This window comes from Paenibacillus sp. FSL E2-8871, from assembly GCF_038000345.1.
Lineage (GTDB): Bacteria > Bacillota > Bacilli > Paenibacillales > Paenibacillaceae > Paenibacillus_AQ.
On sequence record NZ_JBBOBV010000001.1, the window covers coordinates 1,349,410 to 1,373,577 of the forward strand.

At 42.2% G+C, this 24,168-nt stretch carries 25 protein-coding genes; 6 read left to right on the plus strand and 19 right to left on the minus strand.

Annotated elements, in window-relative coordinates; translation table 11 throughout:
* Nucleotides 1-92 precede the first annotated feature (92 nt).
* A complete protein-coding gene (locus tag NYE25_RS06090; RefSeq protein WP_042188579.1) occupies nucleotides 93-1,418 on the plus strand; it encodes a hemolysin family protein in 1,326 nt (441 codons plus the stop codon).
* Between the two features lie 36 nt (nucleotides 1,419-1,454).
* On the opposite strand, the gene NYE25_RS06095 is transcribed toward NYE25_RS06090, so the two are convergent.
* Nucleotides 1,455-1,988 (minus strand): GNAT family N-acetyltransferase, encoded by a 534-nt coding sequence (locus NYE25_RS06095; protein ID WP_341145413.1) that lies wholly within the window; start codon nucleotides 1,986-1,988, stop codon nucleotides 1,455-1,457.
* A gap of 27 nt (nucleotides 1,989-2,015) precedes the next feature.
* Nucleotides 2,016-2,369: a VOC family protein gene (locus tag NYE25_RS06100; RefSeq protein ID WP_341055678.1), complete on the minus strand. Its 354-nt coding sequence runs from the start codon at nucleotides 2,367-2,369 to the stop codon at nucleotides 2,016-2,018.
* Nucleotides 2,370-2,530: 161 nt separating this feature from the next.
* On the opposite strand from NYE25_RS06100, the gene NYE25_RS06105 reads away from it, so the two are divergent.
* Nucleotides 2,531-3,877, plus strand: coding sequence for a TrkH family potassium uptake protein (locus NYE25_RS06105; protein WP_339264944.1), 1,347 nt, complete (start codon nucleotides 2,531-2,533; stop codon nucleotides 3,875-3,877).
* Between the two features lie 60 nt (nucleotides 3,878-3,937).
* Here NYE25_RS06105 and NYE25_RS06110 read toward each other — a convergent pair whose 3' ends face one another.
* A complete protein-coding gene (locus NYE25_RS06110) occupies nucleotides 3,938-4,213 on the minus strand; it encodes a hypothetical protein (protein ID WP_042188584.1) in 276 nt (91 codons plus the stop codon).
* 177 nt (nucleotides 4,214-4,390) lie between these two features.
* Here NYE25_RS06110 and NYE25_RS06115 point away from each other — a divergent pair, with 177 nt between their 5' ends.
* The 3 genes from NYE25_RS06115 to NYE25_RS06125 all read left to right on the plus strand — a co-directional run bounded on the left by NYE25_RS06115 (nucleotide 4,391) and on the right by NYE25_RS06125 (nucleotide 7,309).
* Entirely contained in the window at nucleotides 4,391-5,623 is a 1,233-nt protein-coding gene (locus tag NYE25_RS06115; RefSeq protein WP_341055178.1) for an aminopeptidase, read from the plus strand.
* Between the two features lie 51 nt (nucleotides 5,624-5,674).
* Nucleotides 5,675-6,904, plus strand: coding sequence for an aminopeptidase (locus NYE25_RS06120; RefSeq protein WP_341145414.1), 1,230 nt, complete (start codon nucleotides 5,675-5,677; stop codon nucleotides 6,902-6,904).
* Nucleotides 6,905-7,126: 222 nt separating this feature from the next.
* Nucleotides 7,127-7,309, plus strand: a complete 183-nt coding sequence (locus tag NYE25_RS06125; protein ID WP_042128123.1) for a hypothetical protein — start codon at nucleotides 7,127-7,129, stop codon at nucleotides 7,307-7,309.
* Between the two features lie 71 nt (nucleotides 7,310-7,380).
* Here the strand turns inward: NYE25_RS06125 and NYE25_RS06130 are convergent, their stop codons facing one another.
* The 10 genes from NYE25_RS06130 to NYE25_RS06175 form a co-directional block, all read right to left on the minus strand.
* Nucleotides 7,381-8,073: an AlkZ-related protein gene (locus tag NYE25_RS06130; protein WP_341145415.1), complete on the minus strand. Its 693-nt coding sequence runs from the start codon at nucleotides 8,071-8,073 to the stop codon at nucleotides 7,381-7,383.
* A 26-nt stretch (nucleotides 8,074-8,099) separates the two neighbouring features.
* On the minus strand, nucleotides 8,100-8,672 hold the full coding sequence (locus NYE25_RS06135) for a TetR/AcrR family transcriptional regulator (RefSeq protein WP_341145416.1): 573 nt from the start codon (nucleotides 8,670-8,672) through the stop codon (nucleotides 8,100-8,102).
* A gap of 1 nt (nucleotide 8,673) precedes the next feature.
* Nucleotides 8,674-9,390: an MBL fold metallo-hydrolase gene (locus tag NYE25_RS06140; RefSeq protein ID WP_341147691.1), complete on the minus strand. Its 717-nt coding sequence runs from the start codon at nucleotides 9,388-9,390 to the stop codon at nucleotides 8,674-8,676.
* 83 nt (nucleotides 9,391-9,473) lie between these two features.
* Entirely contained in the window at nucleotides 9,474-9,947 is a 474-nt protein-coding gene (locus NYE25_RS06145) for a DUF6773 family protein (RefSeq protein WP_341145417.1), read from the minus strand.
* A gap of 2 nt (nucleotides 9,948-9,949) precedes the next feature.
* Nucleotides 9,950-10,129 (minus strand): helix-turn-helix transcriptional regulator, encoded by a 180-nt coding sequence (locus NYE25_RS06150; protein WP_042132222.1) that lies wholly within the window; start codon nucleotides 10,127-10,129, stop codon nucleotides 9,950-9,952.
* 239 nt (nucleotides 10,130-10,368) lie between these two features.
* Nucleotides 10,369-10,971 (minus strand): nitroreductase family protein, encoded by a 603-nt coding sequence (locus NYE25_RS06155; RefSeq protein WP_341145418.1) that lies wholly within the window; start codon nucleotides 10,969-10,971, stop codon nucleotides 10,369-10,371.
* 120 nt (nucleotides 10,972-11,091) lie between these two features.
* Nucleotides 11,092-11,868 (minus strand): phosphate ABC transporter ATP-binding protein PstB, encoded by a 777-nt coding sequence (gene pstB / locus NYE25_RS06160; protein WP_042188599.1) that lies wholly within the window; start codon nucleotides 11,866-11,868, stop codon nucleotides 11,092-11,094.
* Between the two features lie 39 nt (nucleotides 11,869-11,907).
* A complete protein-coding gene (pstA, locus tag NYE25_RS06165; protein WP_042128135.1) occupies nucleotides 11,908-12,804 on the minus strand; it encodes a phosphate ABC transporter permease PstA in 897 nt (298 codons plus the stop codon).
* A complete protein-coding gene (gene pstC, locus NYE25_RS06170) occupies nucleotides 12,801-13,703 on the minus strand; it encodes a phosphate ABC transporter permease subunit PstC (RefSeq protein WP_042128137.1) in 903 nt (300 codons plus the stop codon). Before pstC ends, pstA begins: the two co-directional genes overlap by 4 nt.
* A 91-nt stretch (nucleotides 13,704-13,794) precedes the next feature.
* The gene (locus tag NYE25_RS06175; protein WP_042132223.1) at nucleotides 13,795-14,727 is read right to left on the minus strand and encodes a phosphate ABC transporter substrate-binding protein; all 933 of its coding nucleotides are present in this window, start codon (nucleotides 14,725-14,727) and stop codon (nucleotides 13,795-13,797) included.
* 332 nt (nucleotides 14,728-15,059) lie between these two features.
* Between NYE25_RS06175 and NYE25_RS06180 the strand changes: the two genes are divergently transcribed.
* The gene (locus tag NYE25_RS06180) at nucleotides 15,060-15,944 is read left to right on the plus strand and encodes a LysR family transcriptional regulator (RefSeq protein ID WP_341145419.1); all 885 of its coding nucleotides are present in this window, start codon (nucleotides 15,060-15,062) and stop codon (nucleotides 15,942-15,944) included.
* 65 nt (nucleotides 15,945-16,009) lie between these two features.
* On the opposite strand, the gene NYE25_RS06185 is transcribed toward NYE25_RS06180, so the two are convergent.
* The 6 genes from NYE25_RS06185 to NYE25_RS06210 form a co-directional block, all read right to left on the minus strand.
* The gene (locus NYE25_RS06185) at nucleotides 16,010-16,999 is read right to left on the minus strand and encodes a substrate-binding domain-containing protein (protein ID WP_076298710.1); all 990 of its coding nucleotides are present in this window, start codon (nucleotides 16,997-16,999) and stop codon (nucleotides 16,010-16,012) included.
* Nucleotides 16,996-18,780 (minus strand): cache domain-containing sensor histidine kinase, encoded by a 1,785-nt coding sequence (locus NYE25_RS06190; protein ID WP_341145420.1) that lies wholly within the window; start codon nucleotides 18,778-18,780, stop codon nucleotides 16,996-16,998. Before NYE25_RS06190 ends, NYE25_RS06185 begins: the two co-directional genes overlap by 4 nt.
* Nucleotides 18,777-20,387: a response regulator gene (locus NYE25_RS06195; protein ID WP_341055191.1), complete on the minus strand. Its 1,611-nt coding sequence runs from the start codon at nucleotides 20,385-20,387 to the stop codon at nucleotides 18,777-18,779. Before NYE25_RS06195 ends, NYE25_RS06190 begins: the two co-directional genes overlap by 4 nt.
* Before the next feature lie 113 nt (nucleotides 20,388-20,500).
* The gene (locus NYE25_RS06200; RefSeq protein ID WP_341145421.1) at nucleotides 20,501-21,481 is read right to left on the minus strand and encodes an ABC transporter substrate-binding protein; all 981 of its coding nucleotides are present in this window, start codon (nucleotides 21,479-21,481) and stop codon (nucleotides 20,501-20,503) included.
* A 60-nt stretch (nucleotides 21,482-21,541) separates the two neighbouring features.
* Complete coding sequence (locus NYE25_RS06205; protein WP_076283610.1) at nucleotides 21,542-22,534, minus strand: ABC transporter permease; 993 nt, start codon at nucleotides 22,532-22,534, stop codon at nucleotides 21,542-21,544.
* Between the two features lie 31 nt (nucleotides 22,535-22,565).
* Complete coding sequence (locus NYE25_RS06210; RefSeq protein WP_341055193.1) at nucleotides 22,566-24,065, minus strand: sugar ABC transporter ATP-binding protein; 1,500 nt, start codon at nucleotides 24,063-24,065, stop codon at nucleotides 22,566-22,568.
* Nucleotides 24,066-24,168 lie beyond the last annotated feature (103 nt).

Below are 24,168 nucleotides of genomic sequence, written 5' to 3' on the forward strand. Positions count from 1 at the left end.
GATATTTCTCTGAAAAGTTCGTAGAATAGTTCATAAGAACTCATAATATGAGTATAACCTATTTTAGGAACGAAAGGGATGGTAAAGATTATATGGGTATAGGACTTAGTTTGACGTTGGTGGCTATTTTGATTATTTTAACCGCTTTTTTTGTAGCAACGGAATTTGCATTGGTGAGACTTAGAGGTAGTCAGATCAGTCAGATGGTGATCGAGGGAAAGAAGAACGCGCTAGCTGTACAACGAGTGTCTGCTAATCTTGACGGATACTTATCCGCTTGTCAGCTCGGGATTACAATCACTGCACTGGGTATTGGTGCACTGGCAGAGCCAGCGTTTGAGCAGTTGCTCCTTCCGGTATTCGACTGGGCTAATATTAGTCCAAGTGTGAGTCACCCTCTTGCGTTCTTATTCGCATTCGTCATTGCAACATTCCTACACGTCGTTGTCGGGGAACTTGCTCCGAAGACAGTAGCTATAAACATTCCGGAAAAAATCGGTCAAATTACATCACCGCTGATTATTTGGTTCTACAGAATTTTGTACCCACTCATTTGGTTTATGAATGGTTCCGCAAATCTGCTTGTTCGCCTTTTCGGGATGAAGCCTGCCAGTGAGCATGGAGACGCTCATAGTGAAGATGAGATTCGTTTGATCTTATCCGAAAGCTATGAAAGTGGAAAAATCAATAAAGCTGAATATGGCTATGTCAACCGTATCTTTACTTTTGACGAGATGTTGGCCAAAGAAATCATGGTTCCACGAACGGATATGGTATGTCTTTTCACCAATCATTCATTGAAAGAAAATTTTGAGATTATTCGTAAGGAACAATATACTCGCTTCCCGGTTGCAGAAGGTAGCAAGGATAATATCATCGGAATGATTAATACCAAACAGCTTTATTTGCAATATGACAATAACCCTGATTTTGATTTCAAAGGCTTGATTCAGCCAGTCCTAACCGTATCTGAGGTAACACCTGTTAAGAACCTTTTAACACGTATGCAGTTGGAGCGGGTGCATATCGCCCTGCTGCTTGATGAATATGGTGGAACGTCTGGACTCATCACAATTGAAGATATTTTGGAAGAAATCGTTGGTGAAATTCGAGATGAATTTGACGGTGATGAGCGCAGAGAAATTGAGAAACTAAGCGATACAAATTATCTGTTCGATGGTAAGGTATCTTTAATTGAGGTCAAGGAGCTTACCGGTCTTGATTTCGAACATGAGGAAGTGACAACGATTGGAGGCTGGTTATACAGTCATATCCCAGATCCGGCCGTTGGCAAAAGCATTGTACATGACAACGTAACCTTAATCATTCGTGAAATGAACAGATACCGTGTACGCAAGGTTGAGGTCATCATTGAGACCACTGGTGACACTGAATCGTCAGAGCTTGAGAATTCATAAGCTTTTAATCATAAAAAAAAGGATAGAGTTATCAGATTAAATCTGATCCTCTATCCTTTTTTCTTTTATCAAAATCTTACTCATGTAATATTCATCCACCCATTGACCATCGATCACAAGTGATTTTCTTTTCGTCCCTTCGATCTCAAACCCATTTTTGATATATAGCGACATAGCTAACTCATTATGGGTCATAACTGTTAGCTCCAAACGAACAATTTCAGTATTCTTAGCCCATGCATCCAGTTCTTTGAATAGCCCCGTACCGATCCCCTGACCTTGATACTGTCTTAGAATGCCAATGACTATGTACGCACTATGACGATTGCGTCTAACACTTCCACCTCTAACCGATATATAACCTATCAAATGGTTATCAACCTCTGCCCCAATAAGGATTGAAGTATCTGCTGAAGCGAAGGTTTCGAGCATCTCTTTGACCTGATTTAGACTGGATTGTCGTTCATCCGGCTCTAATAACATAAATTTGGATTCCTGATCCAGCTGATGCTGTAATCGAAGTAATTCTTCTGCATCATTTGGAATCAGCTTTCTTGATGTAATGACCATATCTTACTCCTCCGAGCTGCAAGGTTCTTAACAACGACAGACCATAATAACATTACCGTCAGGATCTTTAAAATTAAACCAATGGTCATGCTCGATATCCGTAAGAATCTCTCCGCCATTTGCTTTCACATAATCGTAAGCAGCATCAATATCTTCGGTATTTAGATGAAAAGAGGGGATATTAAGAACGGACTCAGAAGTGTAAATTTTGCTGTCTAATACGATTTCTGGTCCTTGCATGGGGATCACGTATAGATGCCCGAATAATACTTCACCATCCAAAGGCAAACCAAGCAATTGGCAATACCATTCTTTGGATTTCTCAATATCCTTTACCGGAATAAAAACTGCACCAATCTGATTCAGAATCGGACTTACCACCATTAAGAAAGCCTCCTCTTTAAAGTTGCAGAATAGGGTGTTATTCTAGAATAATTCGATAAAATATGTCAATTACCTCCCTCCACTTAGGGAAGGTCTGGCAAGTTATGTTATAATTTTGTGTGCACTACTCTAATTTCACGTATGACAGGAGAATTAAATTGGCTAATCTGAACTTCGGTGGATTGAAATTAACTCCACCAAAAGTCTTATCACTAGGATTTGTAATACTTATCACTGCCGGAACTTTTTTACTTAGTTTGCCGGTCGCCTCAGTAGAAGGGCATATTTCTTTTATTGATGCATTATTTATGGCTACATCGGCAACCTGTGTTACAGGTCTGGCAGTCATTGATACGGGTACACAGTTGACTACTTTTGGACAAGTTGTTCTACTCGTATTATTTCAATTTGGGGGATTGGGTTTTATTACGATGGCCACCTTAATTACTTTGGTCCTTAATAAACGAATATCCTTTAAAGAGCGAATTCTTATGCAAGAATCTATGAACCAGAATTCCATGCAAGGTATTGTCCAGTTGATCCGCAGAGTCCTGATCTATTCCCTTGTTATTCAGCTCACAGGTGCCATCATGTTTGCCGGTAGGTTTATGATGGATATGCCTTTCGGGAAAGCTGTATATTATGGAATTTTTCACAGCATATCTATTTTTAATAATGCAGGCTTTGATTTATTCGGTGACATTCATGGGCCCTTTAGTGGACTTACTCGTTTTGTAAATGATCCTATAGTGAATTTCACCTCAATGATCCTCATCTTTCTTGGAGGGGTCGGTTTTATCGTCCTATCTGATGTTTTTGACTTTCCAAAACGCAAAAAGCTTACTCTACATTCTAAGGTTGTTCTTTCGACCTCTATGATATTGATTGTCATTGGGGCTGCTCTATTTTTCTTACTAGAATTTAATTCTACGCTGAAGCCCTTGAGTGCAGGTGGAAAGATGATGGCTACATTTTTACAAGCGATAACACCACGTTCAGGTGGCGTCACTACAATTGAAATTCCACTGATGCGGGAATCAACGCAATTTCTAATGATTCTGCTAATGTTCATAGGAGCTGCGCCTGGATCTACTGGTGGGGGAATTAAGATTACTACGTTCGCTGTTCTAGTGGCTGCGGTTTCTGCAAGACTAAGGGGTAAAGAGGATATTGTAATGTTTCGTCATCGGATTGCCAAAGAAAATGTCTATAGAGCCGTGACGATGACATTGATGTCTCTAATGTTAGTGGTCATTGCTACGATGTTGTTATCTGTGACAGAAAAGGCTGACTTTCTTGCTGTACTCTTTGAATCCGTATCTGCATTCGGGACTTCTGGTCTCTCCATGGGACTTACTCCAGAATTGACTACGGCGGGTAAAGTGCTCATTATTTTTCTAATGTTTCTGGGTCGGACAGGTCCGCTTACTCTAGCTTATGCACTCAAACCTAAGGGTAGTAAGGAACTTTACAGATATCCTGAAGGTAAGATTACAATCGGATAAGGCGAGATGTAACCAGCGGCATGAATATTGCCGCTGGTAATCAATCAACACTTGTATGTTTTACTCTTCAACGATCTCTTGTTTATCTAGTGCGGCATCAAGCAATTGATTGTATACATCGTCATCATTTTCAAGTAGCGCGTCAGTTTCTAAGAACTGCTCTTCACTTCCAGGCTCACCAGCAAAGCTTAGGCTGTAATCCCATTCCGTTCCTCTTGTACTGAAAAAAGTAATCTCATATGGAGCCTTATGGTTTTCGAGAGTAAATATCGTCCTCCCTACATAGCTTTTATCCTCTTTACGGCTCATTTCAGCACTTACGATCTCTAAATTCATCCGCTAATCTTCCTTCCATTCATCAAATCATTTCCCCTTTCAGTATAGCATTGAAATGAATGTAATTCCTCAATTTACACTGTAAATTCCATGTAATTGACTTTTTTCATCCGGCGGTTAATAATTTAGTACAATACTTTTAAAGTACCAAACTATTAGTAATTGGAGGAAATATCGATGACTGATTTCGAGGCAAAGCTTAGTAAATATGCAGATTTAGCTGTGCAAATTGGGGTTAACGTTCAACCAGGGCAAATTCTGGTGGTGAATGCACCTATTCTTGCAGCTGATTTCGTTCGTATGATTACCGCCAAGGCATATGCGATTGGAGCAAGCTTGGTGAAGGTGAACTGGAGTGATGCAAGCATTACACGCCAGCAGTTTGAACATGCTGCACCAGAAGTGTTCACTGAGCCTCCTACTTGGTACGCAGGTGAAATGACCGAACTCGCCGAGAAGGGTGCGGCTATTCTTAACGTGATCGCGGAAGATCCTGATGCACTTAAAGGTATTGATCCTGTACGCATTTCAAATTATCAAAAAGTACGGGGAGCCGCACTCACCAAATATCGTGAAATGCAAATGTCCGACAAAGTTAGCTGGAGTATTGTTGCTGTACCTTGTCAGGCTTGGGCGGATAAAGTATTCCCGGATGTTCCAGCTGAAGAACGTGTAAGTAAGCTATGGGAAGCTATTTTCCACACCGTACGTCTTGATCGTGAAGATCCAGTAGCTGCATGGCAAGAACATCTCGACACCTTAGATCAAAAAGCAAATGTACTCAACGCAAAAAAATATAAGAAACTGCATTACATAGCACCTGGTACGGACCTAAGCATCGAGCTTCCAGAAGGTCATATTTGGGCACAAGGTGACAGCATTAATGCGAAAGGTCATTCTTTTGTAGCCAATATGCCTACCGAGGAAGTATTTACCGCTCCTCTAAAGACTGGTGTAAATGGCACCGTACGAAGTACCAAACCTCTTAGCCATGGCGGCAACATTATCGATGGATTCTCTATTACTTTTGAGAACGGACGAATTGTTAGTGTTAGTGCAGAGCAAGGACAAGAAGCACTAGAGCACCTCATTAGTATGGATGAAGGAGCAAAATACCTAGGTGAAGTTGCATTAGTTCCACATAAGTCCCCTATCTCAGAGTCCAATATTCTTTATTACAATACCTTGTTTGATGAGAATGCATCCAATCACCTAGCTATAGGTATGGCTTATGCTTTCTGTTTAGAAGGCGGTAAAGATATGACTCCGGATGAACTGATTGCACATGGATTGAATAATAGCGTTACCCATGTGGATTTCATGATCGGTTCTGCGGAGATGAATATTTACGGGATTACTGCTGATGGAACAGAAGAACCTGTATTCCTGAATGGAAACTGGGCGTTCTAATTATTGCAAATATGAAATAAAAGACTAGAGATATTGGGAGGAGTTGAAACTATGTTAGATTTCAAGCAAAAACTGGAGAACTATGCGTTGCTGGCAGTGAAGATTGGGGTTAATATCCAACCTGGGCAGACCCTTGTTGTAAATGCCGACATCGTTTCGGCAGAACTAGTGCGTCTTGTCGTACGCAAAGCCTATGAAGCGGGTGCGAAGCTCGTCAAGGTTAATTATAGCGACGAGGTTGTTACACGTACACGTTATGACCTCGCTCCATCCGATTCCTTCTTGGAACCGCCACAATGGCAAGCAGATGAATTAGAAGATCTGGCTAAAAAAGGTGCAGCATTTCTATCGATAACTTCAACGAATCCAGATCTGTTGAACGGTGTTGAATCAGGAAGAATTGCAGATAATCAGCGGATCTCTGGACAAACGTTAGCTCCATATCGTGAATTGTTAATGGGGAATCACGTAAGCTGGAGTATTGTAGCATTCCCATCAGCATCGTGGGCGGCAAAGGTATTCCCTGAAGCATCACCTGATCAGCAGATTGATTTTCTATGGGATGCTATCTTTAAAGCTACACGTGCGGATCAAGCTGACCCTATTCAAGCATGGAGTCAACATTTAGATGGCCTGAAAGCACGTTGTACTGCTTTGAATGATAATAAGTTCCGCAAGCTGCACTATACAGGACATGGAACCGATTTGACGATTGAGCTACCAGAAGGGCATATTTGGTGTCAAGCAGGAGCTGTCAATGGCAAAGGAGTTCCTTTCCTAGCCAATATCCCTACAGAAGAAGTGTTTACTGCCCCACTGAAGTCTGGTGTGAATGGTAAGGTAAGCAGCACTAAGCCGCTTAGCTATGGGGGTAATCTTATTGATAATTTCACCCTCACCTTTGAGAACGGTAAAGTAACGGATTTCACCGCTGAAAAAGGTTCAGAAACGCTAGCTTCCCTTATCGCGTTAGATGAAGGCTCTGCTTATCTTGGAGAAGTCGCTTTGGTGCCTTTCCACTCCCCGATCTCCGAGAGCGGAATTCTATATTACACCACATTGTTTGATGAGAATGCCTCCTGCCATTTGGCGTTAGGTGCAGCATATGCCTTTACCCTTCAAGAGGGTACGACAATGACCAAAGAACAATTGCAGGAAAAAGGAATGAACCAAAGCCATACACATGTTGATTTTATGATGGGTTCACCTGAAATGAGCATTGATGGTATTAAGGATGATGGAACCACTGTACCGATCTTCCGTGATGGAGATTGGGCTTAATTTGTTCGCTTAAATTATTGAATAAATGAAATGCCAAACAACCTGCTTGGTTCCTCTTCCGAGGACAAAAGCAGGTTGTTTTTTTATTGCATACTAGATATCCAGAAAATAAATAGTCCAAATTTGAATAAAAGTTCAATATTTGTTCACACTATTGTTGATTTCCGTTCACAAATATGTCACAATACAGTTAAGGATCTAATTTCCAAGGAGGGGATTATCATGTTGAGAGACCCAATATCCAATGAAATTGACAGCGTTGAAGAAGAACAGCTCGAAATTCAAGCACCGGTGGATTCAAGAATTGTTGCATCCAATGCAATCAAATATACCGCCTATGTTATGCTGTTTTTCGGATTCTTGTATTTCCTGATTGCTTACTTGGCACCTATGTTGGAACAATAATGTGATGGATATGATTTTATTAGAAAACGCTTACGGTTAATCACTCTCATGGGAGTAGTGATTAACCGTTTTTATTTCCATGAGAATGCTTTGTTCGTCCAGGCTATTGCTGTAGGCGACCATATGCCATTCATTTTGGAATGTAGCCAAGCTATTGCCTCTTCTCTATCACCTTCAAATGAGGAAAGACCGTTATCTTCCATCCAGTGGCTTACAGTCTCAAACGAGGTACTGCTCCAGCCATTTTTCTCACCTTCTGCATTTTGGCGTTCTTTTACGCCTGAAATAACGATGTCTAGTGATGCCTGAAGCTCCGTAACCGCATTATCAAAAGCCGTCTTCTTTTCTTTAGCCTTCATATCAGCTTCAACACGAAGTATACGCGTATCAATCCCTTGATGTTCACGGATAATTTGTAGTAAAGTCACTGCTTCTCTGCTGGCCAATCCGTCATTATAACGTTCTTCTATAGATTTAGTACTACCTACAGCTGCCACAAATGCTGGAAACCACTCCCTAGAGACCAAGATAGCTTTCTTCTTAACAAATTTACCGTATCCAGCCAGGCCTTCACCAGGAAACCTTACACGCCATGACCATGGATCTAGCTCTGAACCCGTATGCCAATTCTCCGCTTTCGTTAATCCATTTAAAGATGGGTGCTCAGGAATCAGAGTGGCAAGCGGCAAAATCCCAATCGTGGCAACGATTTCTGCTGTTTCCTCAAAGGTGATAACACTTTCCTTTTCATATCCCTTATACATCACAACATCATCTCCTATATACTCCATTATTTAGACTTCATATTTCCGATCCCAGCAATATAAGTACTGATGAGCCGAGATAGGCTTACATTCGTATCAAGCGCCATTCCAAAACCGCCCTTTTGTTCCAAAGAGGCAAAGCCATGCAGAATACTTCGTAACCCGCGTACTGCATGAATTTCTCCTTCCTCACCCAATTGATAATCCTTCATCACATGAATGATAAGCTTCAAAATATGATCACTTACCGTTTCCAGCTCCGTATTTGCCTGTTCAGGGGCTCGCAACGTTGTCTCGTATAATCCAGGTCTGCTTCTAGCAAAGTCCACATACGCTCGCCCCATCGCCTGTACAGCGGCGTCTCCACTAAAGCCTTTAGCTGCGTTGTTCATTGCATTGGAAAGCTCCCCTAGTCCATAAATTGCAAGTTGTGTGCGCAATTCCTGTAGCCCGTTAATGTGATTGTATAAAGACGGAGAACGAACACCTAATTTGTTAGCCAATGCGGCTAAGGTTACGGCCTCTATCCCTTCATGATCGGCGATTTCTGCTGCTGCAATAACTAGCGTACGACGATCTAATCCTGCTCTAGGTGACATTTTAATTACTCCTATCTTGAATCATTTGTGCTTTATGAATAGCTTTCTCCATGGTTTGTACTGGGTTTCTAAGTAAGTCTCCATGTCCAGTAGCCAGTATAGTCGGGGAAGCCTCTAGAAGCTTAATTGCACTTTTTAAGGCTTGATCTTTACTCCAGGTTGCCAGAGCCGGAAACGGAAACCAAGGAATTACGGTTCCTGAAACTGCGGTTCCCCGGAAGGTTTGAAAAGCATCTCCAACGACAACAGCGCCGCTTCGTGAATCAATGAAAGACATAGATCCAGGGGTATGACCAGGAGTTAGAATTGCTGTTAATGAACCAATGGTATCTCCATCATAGAGTAATACATCTGGTCTCGTTGTTACCTTCTTGGGCACGCCTCCCTTTATAGGGGTCTGAGGTTCTCCCTCACGAAGTGAACGATCTCCACTAAGCAATGCTGCATCCCTTTCTGAAATGTACACCTGAGCCTCTGGAAGCTGTCTCTTTAGCTCATCCAGTGCACCTATATGATCGTCATGAGCATGCGTCAATATAATACGAGTGATCTTTTTATCAAGCTTCGCTGCGGTATCTATAATTCCTTTTACACTGAACGGCATTGCCGCATCTATCAAAGTCAACTCATTCTCTTCCTCAATGATGTAACAATTCACAGGAAAGACTCTTGGCATCCAAGTTAGCTGTAATAAATGACCTTCACGCGTTACTCTCATCATTACCCCTCCATAAAACTAATGGTATTAGCTTAAATATAAACTAATCACATTAGTTTTACAAGAGTGAATTTTTCACCCAACTAACCCTCTAGACTTTTGTCCGCATTTTTATTAGATCTTTTAATAATGAACCACTGCATCCATGTAATCCCAACGAAAAATATAACGGAACCCACAAGGGTGCTCATGATACTTTTAGCAATATCCAACTCCCCGGCTTCTCTAAAATCAGATAGGAACATTAAAGCGGCCCATATTAACGTACTGACAGCTCCCCCAATTAAATTGATTTTCTTATACCGTCTTACATCGCCTTCGCCTTCTTTACTCGGTAGCAGATATATTCCATTTTTGACGGAACGAACAGTTATATACAAACACCCTGCCATCACAATCACAAACGTATCAAACCAATACTTAATGTCCCATTGCAGAATAAACACTTTTACCAAAAGACTAACCATAAAGCCCACGAACACAATCATAAAACCATGCGTACTAAACTTCTGAATTTCGCTGATAATCCGCTCATCCTTAATCCTTGTCCTGCTCACCCTTATTCCTCCCAAAAAATATCGTTTAAAGATCGATCCAATGCCTTGCAGATAGCTATGCACAACTTAAGCGTTGGGTTATAGTTCCCGGCTTCAATCAGACCAATCGTCTGTCTTGTAACCCCTACAACTTCCGCTAACTGTTCTTGGGAAAGATCTTTTTGTATACGAGCCAGTTTCATCTTGATGTTCTTGTTCTCCCCCACGCTTTTCCCTCCTTATTTAAATTCATCCACTTAACCAAATTGTAATCAATATCATTCATTATGTACATTATATATTGCTATAAACATTTATCGCGATATTCCTATCAACCATACGACATTATGAGCTTAAACTTACAACAAAAAAGCACCCCTTCGGATGCTTCGGATATATATTCTTTTAATATTCATTATTCAAATACCGTAAAACCTTCTACTTATTCCACTACATCGTTCTCTGGATAGCTATCAATGATCTTCAATAGTTCAGAAGCATCCGTGCGTGGACGGCTGTCTGGCACAGTCTCCGGGTATCCGGCATGGATCATGGCTATGATCTTCTCTCCTGGCTTCACACCAATTTTGTTACGGAATTCAGGATTATTGATATAAGGATCGGTCTTCCAAATCGTTCCCACGCCTTGCTCCCAAGCCGCTAGCTGGAAGTTCTGCACAAGTGCTGACGCTGCTGCAAAATCCTCATCCCACTCTCTCTGCCGAGGATCCTCAGGCATCACCACAATTAACGTTAATGGAATATTTGAGATATATTCTTTTCGCTTAGCAGCCACTTCAGGATCAGAAAAAGCACGTTTCACGAAAGCAAATGCCGCTTCAGCCAAGAACTTTGTACCATCACCTTGAAAAGCAATAAATCTCCACGGCTCACGCACCCCATGGTTGGGCGCCCATACAGCTACATTTAACAGTTCCTCTAATAGACCTTTTGGCAGTGGATCTTTTTTAAAAAGCTTAATAGAGCGTCTTTCTCTTATTACTTCAGCTACGCTATTCTTTTGAGTCGGTTGAGTTTGTGTCATGAGATCCACTCCCTATAGTAATAATGATAATCATTATCATTAATGATACAGTATCTATCTGCCTTTTGCAAATAATAGAAACAAAAAACACCGTTCCCTAAGGAACGATGTTGAAAGGCTTCAGCCGAAACGACCCATAATATATTCTTGTGTCATTTGATTCTCTGGATTAGTAAAGACCTTATCCGTCTTATCGTATTCTATAAGGGATCCCAGATAGAAGTAAGCCGTATAATCAGAAATCCGTGCAGCTTGCTGCATGTTGTGTGTCACGATTACTATGCGTAGCTCTTCTTTTAACTCCTTGATGAGCTCCTCTACTTTACCAGTGGAAACCGGATCTAGTGCGGATGCTGGTTCGTCCAAGAGTAGAATTTGTGGGTTAACTGACAACGCTCTTGCAATACAAAGGCGCTGCTGTTGTCCACCGGACAAAGCTAATGCTGAATCTTTTAACCGGTCCTTCACTTCATCCCACAACGCTGCTTTACGAAGGCTGCTCTCTACAATCTCATCGAGTGCTTTTTTTCCTTTTACCCCATGGTACTTCGGTCCAAAGGCGATGTTATCATAAATGGATTTATAGAACGGATTGGGCTTTTGCCAAACCATACCGATCTTCTGACGCAGTTTGATAACATCTGTCCCAGGAGCATTAATATCAACGCCATCAATCCAGATGCTTCCTTTGGTTGTTGATCCGGAGATTTCGTCATTCATACGGTTCAGTGAACGAAGAAAGGTTGATTTACCGCAGCCGGATGGGCCGATCAGTGCAGTAACCGTATTTTCAGCAAAAGGAAGACTAATCCCCTTTACTGCCTCATATGTTCCATAAAAAATACTCAGGTCCTCGGTTTGAAAAGATTCACGCACTGCTGTTGCCGACGTTCCCATCGATTACTCCTCCTACATCTCTACTTTAGTTTTTAGGAATTAGTTCATTCTTTTTGAAGCTGTAAGCTTACGATAAATAAATCTACCGAAATAACGTGCTGCCAAGTTGAAGATTAACACCATAATTACAAGTACTGCTGAAGCTCCCGCAGCAATTTGCGCGGCATCGGGAGCAAGGCCTTCACTATTTACCTTCCAGATATGAACAGCCAGTGTTTCAGCTGGACGGAAAGGATTCAGTGGTGAGTTCGGACTAAGTGGATTCCAGTTGGTGAAATCTAGTCTTGGGCTACTCATTCCTGCAGTGAACATCAACGCGGCTGCTTCCCCAAAGACACGGCCAGCGGACAAAATAGTACCCGTAATAATCGTTGGTAATGCTACTGGGAACAACACGGAGGTTACGATTTTCCACTTGGACAATCCTAGTGCAAAACCAGCCTCTTTTTGTTGCTTCGGAACACTACGGAAAGCTTGCTCAGTAATCCGAACCATCAGCGGTAGATTAAAGACCGTCAATGCCAGTGCTCCAGAGATTAAGGAAAAGCCAAGATTAAAATAGTTAACAATCAGCAATAGACCAAACAAGCCGACTACGATTGAAGGGAACGAAGATAATACCTCAACAATTAAGCGAATAAAGCCGGTGATTTTTCCCGGACGAGCATATTCAGCCATGTAAATACCGGCACCCAGTCCTAGAGGTACTGTAATTATTAGCGTGAGTACCAAAAGGAATAAAGAGTTGAATAGCTGAGGGCCAATTCCTCCACCTGCTCTAATTTTTTGCGGTGCAGAGAATAGAAAATCCCAACTAATGTGACTAAGACCTCGAAAGAGGATATATCCTAGTAGACCAACCAGAATAGCTACGATGAGCAATGCGAAAAACACAATAAGGCTTGTGGCAATTTTATTTACGGTTCTCGGCTTCAAATTTTATTTCTCCTTTCAAGCAGTCTCACAAAGAAGACAAATACAAAGGTCATCAGCATAAGAACCAGTGCCATACTCCACAGAGCATTATTGTGCGCAGAGCCCATGGTTGTGTTCCCCATTCCAAGCGTGATTACACTCGTCAGGGTAGAAGCTGATTCAAAGAGTGATTTTGGTACGAATGGCGCATTCCCGATAACCATCTGTACAGCAAGGGCTTCACCGAATGCACGTGCCATCCCCAGTACAATACCAGTCATAATAGCAGGAAACGTTGTCGGAATAATCACTCGAGAGATCGTCTGCCACCGGGTGGCACCAAGCGCATAGGAGGATTCCTTTAAATTTTGCGGCAATGAAGCCAGCGCGTCTGCAGCCACGCTTGTAATCGTCGGAAGAATCATGACCGAGAGCACAAGCGCGCCTGCAGCTACCCCGATGCCTTGACCAGGCAGGTTGTTGCGTAGAAACGGTACAATAACACTTAATCCGATGAAACCATAAACAACTGAAGGGATACCTGCCAACAGCTCGATTACGGGCTGAAGCAATTTTTTGCCCCATCCTGGGACAATCTCAGTCATGAACAGCGCAGCGCAAAGGCTAAGTGGACTAGCAATCAATGCTGCAAGTAGAGTAACTAAGAAGGATCCCGTGATAAACGGAAAAGCACCAAAGGATGGCGTATCTGCTTCAGGTGACCACTTTGTTCCGAATAGAAAATCAGTAACGCTAACATCACCACTTGTAAAAGTTGAAATACCTTTAGACGCCACAAAATATACCATCGATACAATGATTGTTATCAATAGCAGTACACAGAAGGACATATATGTACGTCCCACAAAATCTTCAATATGATGTTTCTCGATGCGTGAGTTCTTTAGTTTCACCCTCAATTGCTCCCTCTTTCTAAAGTGAAAAGAGAGGCAGATGTATCCGCCTCTAATCACTTGAGATTCTAATCCTTACAAATTACTTAGAAGTGAATTACTTAGCTGTAACATTTCCTGCAACGTCACGAGTAACTTGCATTTTTACTGCTGGAATGTATCCAAGCTCAACAACTTCACCTGTTTGTACTTCGTCTGTCAAGAAAAAGTCAAGGAATGCTTTTACTGTTTCATTTGGTTCGCCGTTTGTGTACATGTGCTCGTAAGCCCATACTGGATATTTACCAGAAATAACATTGTCTACAGATGCTTCTACACCATCAAGGCTAAGTGTTTTGATTGAATCATCAAGGTATGAAAGAGCCAGATAACCGATAGCCCCTGGAGTTTCTCCGATCATTTTCTTAACAGTACCGGAGGAATCTTCTTGAATCGATCCTGGGATATCTTCAGTTTTAGTTCCAAGTGCAAAGCTTTCAAAGGTTGCGCGAGTACCGGAGCTGCCTGGACGGTTGATGATTTGGATTTTTTGATCCGCTCCGCCAACTTCTTTAAAGTTTGTAACTTTTCCTGTGAAAATATCGATAAGTTGTTGCTTAGTCAAGCTGTCTACACCAGCATCCGGATGAGTTACTGCTGCGATCGCTACTACTGCTACTTGATGATCTACAAGAGCTGCTGCTTTTTCTGCATCTGCATCTTTTAGTTTTTCTTCTGCGAATACGTCAGAGTTACCGATATCTACTTGTTTCTCAGCTACTTGAGTAAGACCAGTACCACTGCCGCCGCCTTGAACTTGAATGTCCACACCAGCATTTTTATCCATGAAATTCTCGGCTACCAGCTCAACCAATGGTTGTAGTGCTGTTGAACCTGAAGCTAGAATCGAACCACTTATTTTAGCGCCGCTACCTTCATTTGTAGCTGCAGCGTTTCCTCCCGTGTTGTTTGCCCCACCATTACCGCAAGCTGAAAGTGCTAGTACGCTTGTTAAAGCCAAAGTCATAACCCAAGATTTTTTGAATTGCATTGTTTTGTCTCCTCCTAAATGTTTTGTTAGCACAGCTTCCTCATACAGTTCATACGGAACTGGCTTCGCAAGCTTTAACATGGTGTTGTGGAGCTTTGGCCCCCATATGCTTGTTTACTGTAAAAGTGCATTGTACGCATATGTTATTGTTGTTGTCCGGAGCTTCTTAGCCCCTCTGACTCTTCTTATTCTAGAGCTCGTTCGTTAGAGAAACTTCTTAACTTTGTAAAGCCAACGATAAAAATACCAATAGAAACTATATATATGTATAGATTTAATCTATAATGGAGATATAATTTGTTATCCAACTTAGCATTGTACGGAGGAAAGTCATGAATATTATGAAGTTAAAGATCGTTATCCTACTTGAAAAATATAAGAAAGTAACCGATGTAGCTGCTGAATTAGGCCTTAAACAACCCACAGTATCTTTTCATATGAAGAATCTAGAGAATGAATTTGGAACGCCTTTATTCCAATATCGAAGTGGAAGAGTACTGCTTACAGATGCGGGTCGGGCCCTTTATCAATATGCGCTCAAGATTGTCTCACTTACAGCTGAAGCTGAACGTACTGTTAAACAGTTTTCTTCACCAACACAAGGTACTTTAAAGCTGGAAGCAAGTTATATACCTGCAACTTATATTTTACCTAAAGCGCTAATCCAATTCATGAAACAATATCCTGGGATTAATAATTCAATGACGATCCAAAGTGATACTTTGTTAAAGGAACGACTCCGAAGCCGAGAAATTCAAATGGCTATTTTACACACTTCTGATTGGCATGATGAATCCTTTAACTTTCAGCTGGTTGTCCGCGACGAGCCTGTGCTCATTTTTGCCCCTAGTCACCCTTTTGCAACTATAGAGAAGTTAACACCAGAACAGATCGCGCTTGAGCCTTGGATTCAGTATGAGGGTGGTTCTTGTTTACGGGGATTTGCGGATCAATGGGCAGAAATAAATCATATTCGCTTGTGGAACCGATCCGAGTTGAATTCACCTGAAACTCTAAAGATGTTAGTTAGCGAGGGAGATGGCGTAGGTATTTGTTCTAGAGTTAGCATTGAAGCAGAACTTGCGTTAGGTCGTCTTTGTTATGCTCCTCTACCGGGAGTTTTGCCTGAGAGCGGTGGTTTTGTACTGGCTTGGCGAAAAGATCATATATTAACACCGTTGCAGCAATCTTTTGCCGATATATTAAACAACAACTAATAGGTCCTTCTATTTTATAAAAGGGAGCGCCCAAAGCCAAAATGGTTTTGAGCGCTCTTATTTGCTTATTCTATAAAGGGAAACATTAACTTTTCATTCTCACTTGTGTACATATTTTCCTTCGTAATGAATTCGGAGCCTGTATCCATAACAGGAGCTACTTTGTGACCTGAAACGACTTCAAGTGCAGTTTTCACAGCCAAGTACCCCATAGTAAAAGGTTTTTGAATCACCGTTCCCAGCATCGTTTCGTTCTCCAGCAACTGAACCTCACTACTGGAATTGTCGAACCCAACCAGCTTCACTTTTGATTTTAAGCCCATATCCATAATCGCCAGTCCCGCACCTAATGTAGAGGGCTCATTTAGGCCAATGATTCCCTTTAGTTGTGGCTGATTCTTTAGAAGATCAACAGTTAATTGATATGCCTTCTTCGAAGATCCGTTACTGTAAAGAGTATCCTGCACAAGATTAACTCCATTCTGAGATAAAGCATCCCGAACCCCTTTCTCCCTTTCGATAGCTGTAGCGGAGCCTTGTACAAAATTCATAATGGCGACTTGATCGTCGCTTTGAATATTTTCAATTAACTTCTGCGCTGCTTTACGGCCTGCTTCATAATTATCTGTAGCAATAAAGCTCTCCGATACACCGCCGTTCAGTCCCGAATCCACCGTAATAAGAGTGATACCAGCCGCCTTAATCTGCTCTGCAACCGGAACGAGACGATAATAGTCGGTAGCAGCCAAAATAATGGCATCAGGCTTCTCCTCAATCGCCTGTTCCAGTAATTGAATCTGCTTATCTACATCTAGCTCGGTATCTGTTCCTACCGTATGGACATCTGCACCGAATTCCTTGGCAGCAGTCGCCACCCCTTGTTTCATTACCTCCCAGAATTCAATACTGGTATCGATAGTCTTAGGAACGTAGATAATGGTTCTGACCTTTGGATCAAGATCGTTCATAAACATACGATAACCTACACACCCGAGCGCTACAATGAAGAATAACAGTAGAGCAGACAAGCCTATTTTCGACCATAGTGAGCTCATGGACTCTCCTCCTCATAGAGCGCAGGAATTCTTAAAGTGACCGTCGTCCCTTCTTCCATTTCACTCGTAAAAGACAACCCGTAATGGTCCCCGAAATATAGCTGAATGCGATGGTTCACATTTGCAACGCCAACCCCGCTGCCAATCCTGTAATCTGCCTTTTGAAGCAATAACTTGTTCATCTGCTCTGGATTCATACCAACACCATTATCTATAACCTGAATGGTAATATCGTTTTGCTCTTTTTTACCTCTAATCAGGATGTGCCCTTGCTCAGGATTATGCTTTATCCCATGATAAATCGCATTTTCAACTAAGGGTTGAAGGACCAATTTCAATATACTGCATTCAAGAATGTCTTCATTCACCTCTATCGAATATGTGAATTTATGGCGATAGCGCATATTTTGAATCGTTAGATAGTGGCGAATATGTTCTAGTTCTCTTGCGATCGGAATCAATTCCTCGCCCTCACCAATCGTAGAACGCAGCAGCTTCGATAATGATGAGGTCATTTCGACCACCTCCTCCATCTTACCGGTCTCTGCCATCCAGATGATCGAGTCTAGCGTATTGTACAAAAAGTGGGGCTTAATCTGTGCTTGTAATGCCTTCAACTCACTCACACGCTTCATCTCTTGCTCCATCACAATCTGGCTCATTAACTCTTTAATCTTCATGATCATCAGATTAAATGTTCGGGCAAGCTTGCCAATTTCGTTCGTGCTCTCAATTTCCACACGAATGTCGAACTCTCCGCGTTCAGCCTTTTTCATGTTTATTTCAAGATTCTTGAGTGGCTTAGTTAGTGCGTACGAAAGAAGCACAGATATAGCCATGGCAAAGATGAGACTTACAGCTCCCCACAAGGCAGCTGTACCTTGCATCTGCTGTTTGTTAGCAACCAGGTCATCCGGATAGGTCACCCCTACAATCTTCCAGCCAAAGCTGGTTGTATCCACCGTGTACAGCTTCTGCTCGTTCCCTGTGTTCACTGTAACCGACCCGCTCTTAATCCCAAGAACGGTTTCCAATTGCTCGAACTTGAGCTGCGAGTAGATCAGCTGCTGTTGAGGATGATAGACTAGGCTCCCTGACGGATCTACGATGAATACATAGCCGCGTTTTCCCAGTTCGATTTGTTTGCACAAATTGTTAATTACGCTGTAATTAAGATCTACAAGTAGCACACCTTGTCGATCTGCTTCCATTTCTGAAAAGGTATCTGATAGCTTTCTACTGATCGACACTACCCAACGATATTCATCTTGAAATAAGTGCTGCACATGTGAAGAGGAGACAGCCACTCCCGTCTGGTTCAAAGCTTGCTGATACCACTCTTGAGCAATCAACTCAGGAAGCGGTTTCAAAACTGCGTCTAGTCGATCCGAAACCGTTATCCCCTCTGAGCTTGCATACACTATAGAAGAAATGTCGGTGCGGGATTGGACGACAGATCGAAGATATTGGCTGGCTAACAGCTTATCTTTGACTTTCCCTTCTTGTCCCGAACTCGAATCTTTTACATATCTCTCAAGATCACTACTAGTTAATACCAAAGCAGCAATACTCTCCATGTTGCTAATATAATTCTCGATGTTCAGTTTTACTTGTTCTATTAATTGTGAAGTATAGGCTACGGAATTCCCCATGACGGCAGCTGAGGAGAGTCGGTATGAAGTATAGCTCAGAACTATAGTTGTGCAGAGAATAAGAAGGGAAAAAGAAATAGCGATATTATTATGAATACTTCGACTTCGGAAGAAGCGATGAGGGTTCATAGAAGGAGATTCTCCTTCTGTCGCTGTCGATACTCCTTCGGTGTGATCCCAACATTACGTTTGAAAATCACACTAAAGTACTGAGGATCAGCATAGCCAACTCTAGCAGCGATGTCATAAGTCTTCAACTGTGTGACGGTAAGGAGCTCTTTAGCTTTTTCCAAACGGAGACGAGTCAAATACTCAATAAAAGTCTCTCCAGTATGCTGTTTAAAAGTCGCACTGAAATAACTGATGCTCATAAAAATATGGCTGCACAGCTCATTAAGTGAAAAGCTGTCATTACAATAATTCTCCCGAATATAAGCTTCTGCTGCTTTCATCTGAGAGGTTCTGACGGTTGTTCTTTGTTCCGATAGCTTGAGTATCAACTCATGGCAAGTTCTCTCCAAATAATTCCTAGCTTCATCTAAAGTCTTAAGGGCTGCAACCTCAGCAAACATATTATGCGAAACAAGCTCTGTATTTGGGAATCCTATATCGACTACATAGTTCATTAGAGCAACGAGCATTTGGTAGATGCTACTTCGGCAGTCTTCTATAGAAGAGCTATTGCTCTTTAGCTCCTGAAACCATTTTGAGAGGACCTCCGAGATCGCTGATGCTTTACCTGTCTTCAACGCGGATATGAATTGCTTTTCCCATGAAGAGAAATGTGCTTGATCCAATCCTTTGCCGAACTCAAGGTCCTGTATGGAGATAACCTTATCTATGCCTAAAAGATATCGGTATTCTATGGATGAAATCGCTTCCTGGAATGATTGTGGAATTTGCTGTAAATCAGCGTATTTTCTACCGATGCCGATGGTAGCCGTCAGCTTCAAGTACTTGTTCAGGCTGGTTTGTACTTGATCTGCAAGAAGTTGTGTTGTGACTTCGATCTCATCGGAATCCCCTGATAATATCGCAGCGAATTTCCCATCTCTCGTCTGAAATACGACACCGCCCTGCTCCTTCTCAAGTTGCTCCTGCACAATGTTAAAAGCTGCAAAGCGCAGCAGCTCAGCATCAGAAGCAATATCCAGGCTACGATTGTCCATTTCTATATCGATTACGATTGCAAGGTTAGCCTCACCTTGCAGCTGTATATGAAAATAATTCATTTTATTCTCGATCTCGTCGTTTTTCATACGAGTAGTAACAAGCTTCTCCAGAAAACGTTCGCGAAGCAAAGGAAAGCTCTGATTTAATTGCATACGAAGCTTAGCGATATTGGCCTTTTGTAAATGCTCTTCATCCAAATCCTGCTTCATCTTGCTTAGATATTCGGCAAACTCACGAGCATTAATTGGTTTTAACAAATATTCCGTCACCTTCAAGGTTATAGCCTGTTTAGCGTATTCGAAGTCTTCATAACCAGTTACGATAATGACCTTCATGTCCCGGTATCGTTCCATTACAGCTTTAGCCAATCCTAGTCCATCCATAAAGGGCATGCAAATATCTGTAATAATCACATCCGGTCGATACTGCTCGACTGCATCAAGGGCATCTCTGCCGTTATCGAAATCTCCAACAAGTTCAAAACCATGATTATTCCATGCTATCTTCTGTTTAATCCCCTCACGAACCTCGTCTTCATCATCAACTAGAATAATCTTATACATCCAACACCTCCTCAGCTATTGACTCAACGAGTGCATGTAATGTAAATGTTTACCTTTTGGGATAAGCATAATAGAGGTTGCCTTCTTGAGGCAACCTCTATTATTAATCTCTTCTATTCGTACAGCAGAGGTTTGATCTCATCGGAATCTATATTGTTCTTATCGTACCAGTGAAACCCGGTATCAATATTCTTTTCTACGGTTTCCCCTTTAATCGCCTGTACAGCTGCCTTCACCGCTTGATACCCAATACCAATGGGGTTCTGTGTAACAGCGCCAGCTACAACACCACTACGAATAGCATCCATTAACTGTTTACCGGAGTCAAAGCCGATAACCACAATCTTACCACCCATCTGTAATTCATTTACTGCATTAGCTACTCCTACTGCAGATCCTTCGTTTGAGCCATAGATTCCTTTAAGGTCCGGATTGGCTTGCATCATCGCTTTTGCAAGATCCGTGGACTTCAACTGATCTCCGCCGCCATATTGCGGCTCTAACACTTCAATATCTGGATATTTCGCTTTCATTTGTTCTAAGAAGCCATCTCGACGCTGTTGACCTGTGCTGCTTGTTTGGTCATGTACAACTAAACCTACTTTACCCTTTTTGCCGATCAACTCAGCCATTTTATCAGCTGCCAAAGCTGCTGCCGCTTTATTGTCAGTCGCTGCGGTTGCTACAGGAATATCGCTATCTACACCAGAGTCAAAGCCAATGATTGGAATATTGTTTTCCTTTGCCTTTTCCAGATATGGAATCGCTGCTTTGCTATCTAGAGCTGCTAACGCGATTGCTGCTGGTTTCTTATCTAGCGCCGTCTGCAGCATCTCAATTTGTTTATCTACCTGACTCTCATTTTCAGGTCCTTCAAACGTAATCTCGACATTAAACTCCTTGGCAGCCTTCTCGGCTCCTTGCTTCACCGCTTGCCAGAATTGATGCTGGAAGCCTTTTGAAATGACTGGGATATATGGTTTGTCTGAACCGGATGCACTCTTTTTGCTATCACTGTTGTTACAAGCACCAAGTAAGGTAGTAGCCAATAACAAACTGGCAAGCATGATAATCCCTCTTCGACGTTGTTTCATTTAAATCTTCCCCCTCGTCATTTGCTTTGTATATCACTCCGTATGGAGATAATACCTCGTTCATTGCTTCCGTCTACGAAGAATATCAGCATACACTGCTATGATGATTACAACACCAACAATGACTGTCCGCCATTCCTGAGCAACGGACATAATCTGTAAGCCATTCGTCAGTACACTCATAATCAGTGCACCAATAATTGTACCTAGAATAGAACCTACGCCCCCGCTTAAAGATGTGCCTCCAATGACGACAGCCGCTATAGCTTCAAGTTCATAACCAGTGCCAAGTGATGGTTGGGCTGAATTTAGACGTGATGCCATCAGGATACCAGCGATTCCGCTGAAAATCCCTGTGATGGTATAGATCACAATCTTCCATTTGACCGTATTCACACCTGATAAGCGAGTTGCTTCTTCATTGCTGCCAAGTGCAAAGTTATAGCGTCCAATAATGGTCTTCGATAAGATGATGCTTGCGATAACACCGAGCAATAGGAAGATTACGATGGTGTTAGGAATGCCTGGGATCATCTTGCCCATTGCAATCTTGGCAAAAATCGGATCATCATTGAAATAAATCGGCTTGGCACCCGTTATGACAAGTGACAATCCTTTAGTGACCATCATGATCGCTAGAGTAGCAATGAAAGGTGGAATATTCATTTTCGCCACCATTAAACCACTTATAAAACCGCATAGTGCACCAGCTAGAATTCCGCCTACAATTCCGAGTGGAACAGGTAGACCCCAGAATGTAATGATGACGCCAACCATCACCGAGGAGAAGGTCATCACAGTACCCAAAGCAAGGTCGATCCCGCCCGTAATAATTACAAAGGTTGCGCCCAGCGCTAATACCCCAATTACAGCTGTCGAGACGAGAATTCCAACTAGGTTAGAAAACTGAAAAAAGTTACTTGATGCTACGGAAAATACGATGACCAGAATGATCAAACTTGCGAATGCTAGTAATTTTTGTTTAAATCCTGATTGCGCCCCGGTTTGCTTCGAGCTGATAGGCTGGCTAATCCCTTTATCTGCGATCTTCATGACCTTGACACCTCCGATAAACATTGAACGATTATGAACGCATCGTCGCATATTTCATTATCGCTTCTTGCGATGCTTCTTCTGCGAGTAGTTCACCAGTTATACGTCCTTCACACATGACAATAATGCGATGGCTCATTCTTAGAATCTCTGGGAGATCTGAAGAGACTATAATGATCGCTTTTCCCTCACCTGCTAGCTGATCAAGCAACTTATAGATCTCACTTTTCGCTCCTACATCAATACCACGTGTTGGCTCGTCAAAGATCAACACATCGCAATCTCTCGTTAACCATTTCCCGATAACTACTTTTTGCTGATTCCCACCGGATAAGAATTTGACTTTTTGACTTACACTTGGAGTCTTGGTTGCTAGTGCTTCCGCATGCTGCTCCGCGGACTTTCGCATCTCCCGATCCCTCATCCATCCGAATGCATTACGGAATTTATAGAAGGAAGCAATCGCATTATTCATGCTAATGTCCATATCTACAAGCAGCCCGTAGCGTTTGCGATCTTCGGACAAATAGCCAATTCCATGCTGCACGGCTTGGTGAGGCTGTTTTATACGAACCGTATTTCCATGCAGCTTAATCTCACCCTTATCGATAGGATCAGCCCCAAATACGGCACGAACAACCTCAGTACGTCCAGCGCCCATTAATCCAGCGAAGCCCAGAATCTCACCTTTATTCAGATGAAAGCTGATATCCTTCAACATTTGCCCACTGGATAAGTTTCGAACCTCTAGTACGACTTGCTCTGTCTGTAACGAAAGCGTTGGCTTCGACGTTTGATACAGTTCACGACCAACCATCATGCTAATAATCTGATCAATGGTTATTGAATCCGTCCGAACAGTATCCACGTAACAACCATCCCGCATGACTGTAATGCGGTCTGTGATCCGTTTCAACTCATCCATGCGGTGAGAGATGTATATAATACCTACACCTTTTTCTCGTAATTGCTCGATCATACGGAATAACTCGTTAATTTCCGTATCTGTCAACGCTGCAGTTGGTTCATCCATGATTAGTACCTCCGCATTGAAGGACAAAGCTTTGGCGATTTCAACCATTTGCTGATTAGCAACTGTCAGATCTGAGACCAAAGTCTTCGGATCTAGTTTTAGATTCATCTGATCAAACAGTTCCTGCACCTTACGATTTAGCTCCAGATCATCAACGAACCATTTCAGTGCCTTTCGCGGCTCACGACCAATAAATATATTTTGGGCCACTGTAAGATGCGGCATTAGATTCAGTTCCTGATGTATGATACTAATCCCGAGTTCCTGCGCAGCACGAGTATTGGCAATTTCCACCTCAGATCCCTTGTACCACATCTGACCCGCATCCTTGGAATAGACTCCTGTTGCAATCTTCATTAAGGTAGACTTTCCTGCGCCATTTTCACCGACTAAGGCATGCACTTCCCCACGCTTCAGCTCAAATTGACATTGATTCAATGCATGAACACCTGGGAAAAATTTATCAATCCCCGCCATTCGTAGTAATACTTCGTCCATTTCATATCCACCTCAAATCCTTTATGAATGCCTTTTTGTTAAAGTAATCGCTTTCAAATGTTGAATGTAAAATTATTGTATTACCTATAAGTTTCCAATGTAA

Coding starts and splice junctions, on each gene's coding strand:
- NYE25_RS06210 (WP_341055193.1), bottom strand. CDS start 24,065: ATGGACGAAGTATTACTACGAATGGCGGGGATTGATAAATTTTTCCCA.
- NYE25_RS06190 (WP_341145420.1), bottom strand. CDS start 18,780: ATGAACCCTCATCGCTTCTTCCGAAGTCGAAGTATTCATAATAATATC.
- NYE25_RS06175 (WP_042132223.1), bottom strand. CDS start 14,727: ATGCAATTCAAAAAATCTTGGGTTATGACTTTGGCTTTAACAAGCGTA.
- NYE25_RS06135 (WP_341145416.1), bottom strand. CDS start 8,672: ATGTCACCTAGAGCAGGATTAGATCGTCGTACGCTAGTTATTGCAGCA.
- NYE25_RS06140 (WP_341147691.1), bottom strand. CDS start 9,390: ATGAGAGTAACGCGTGAAGGTCATTTATTACAGCTAACTTGGATGCCA.
- NYE25_RS06110 (WP_042188584.1), bottom strand. CDS start 4,213: ATGAATTTAGAGATCGTAAGTGCTGAAATGAGCCGTAAAGAGGATAAA.
- NYE25_RS06120 (WP_341145414.1), top strand. CDS start 5,675: ATGTTAGATTTCAAGCAAAAACTGGAGAACTATGCGTTGCTGGCAGTG.
- NYE25_RS06200 (WP_341145421.1), bottom strand. CDS start 21,481: ATGAAACAACGTCGAAGAGGGATTATCATGCTTGCCAGTTTGTTATTG.
- NYE25_RS06195 (WP_341055191.1), bottom strand. CDS start 20,387: ATGTATAAGATTATTCTAGTTGATGATGAAGACGAGGTTCGTGAGGGG.
- NYE25_RS06090 (WP_042188579.1), top strand. CDS start 93: ATGGGTATAGGACTTAGTTTGACGTTGGTGGCTATTTTGATTATTTTA.
- NYE25_RS06185 (WP_076298710.1), bottom strand. CDS start 16,999: ATGAGCTCACTATGGTCGAAAATAGGCTTGTCTGCTCTACTGTTATTC.
- NYE25_RS06130 (WP_341145415.1), bottom strand. CDS start 8,073: ATGTATAAGGGATATGAAAAGGAAAGTGTTATCACCTTTGAGGAAACA.
- NYE25_RS06150 (WP_042132222.1), bottom strand. CDS start 10,129: ATGAAACTGGCTCGTATACAAAAAGATCTTTCCCAAGAACAGTTAGCG.
- pstB (WP_042188599.1), bottom strand. CDS start 11,868: ATGGGAACGTCGGCAACAGCAGTGCGTGAATCTTTTCAAACCGAGGAC.
- NYE25_RS06115 (WP_341055178.1), top strand. CDS start 4,391: ATGACTGATTTCGAGGCAAAGCTTAGTAAATATGCAGATTTAGCTGTG.
- NYE25_RS06205 (WP_076283610.1), bottom strand. CDS start 22,534: ATGAAGATCGCAGATAAAGGGATTAGCCAGCCTATCAGCTCGAAGCAA.
- NYE25_RS06125 (WP_042128123.1), top strand. CDS start 7,127: ATGTTGAGAGACCCAATATCCAATGAAATTGACAGCGTTGAAGAAGAA.
- NYE25_RS06095 (WP_341145413.1), bottom strand. CDS start 1,988: ATGGTCATTACATCAAGAAAGCTGATTCCAAATGATGCAGAAGAATTA.
- NYE25_RS06180 (WP_341145419.1), top strand. CDS start 15,060: ATGAATATTATGAAGTTAAAGATCGTTATCCTACTTGAAAAATATAAG.
- NYE25_RS06155 (WP_341145418.1), bottom strand. CDS start 10,971: ATGACACAAACTCAACCGACTCAAAAGAATAGCGTAGCTGAAGTAATA.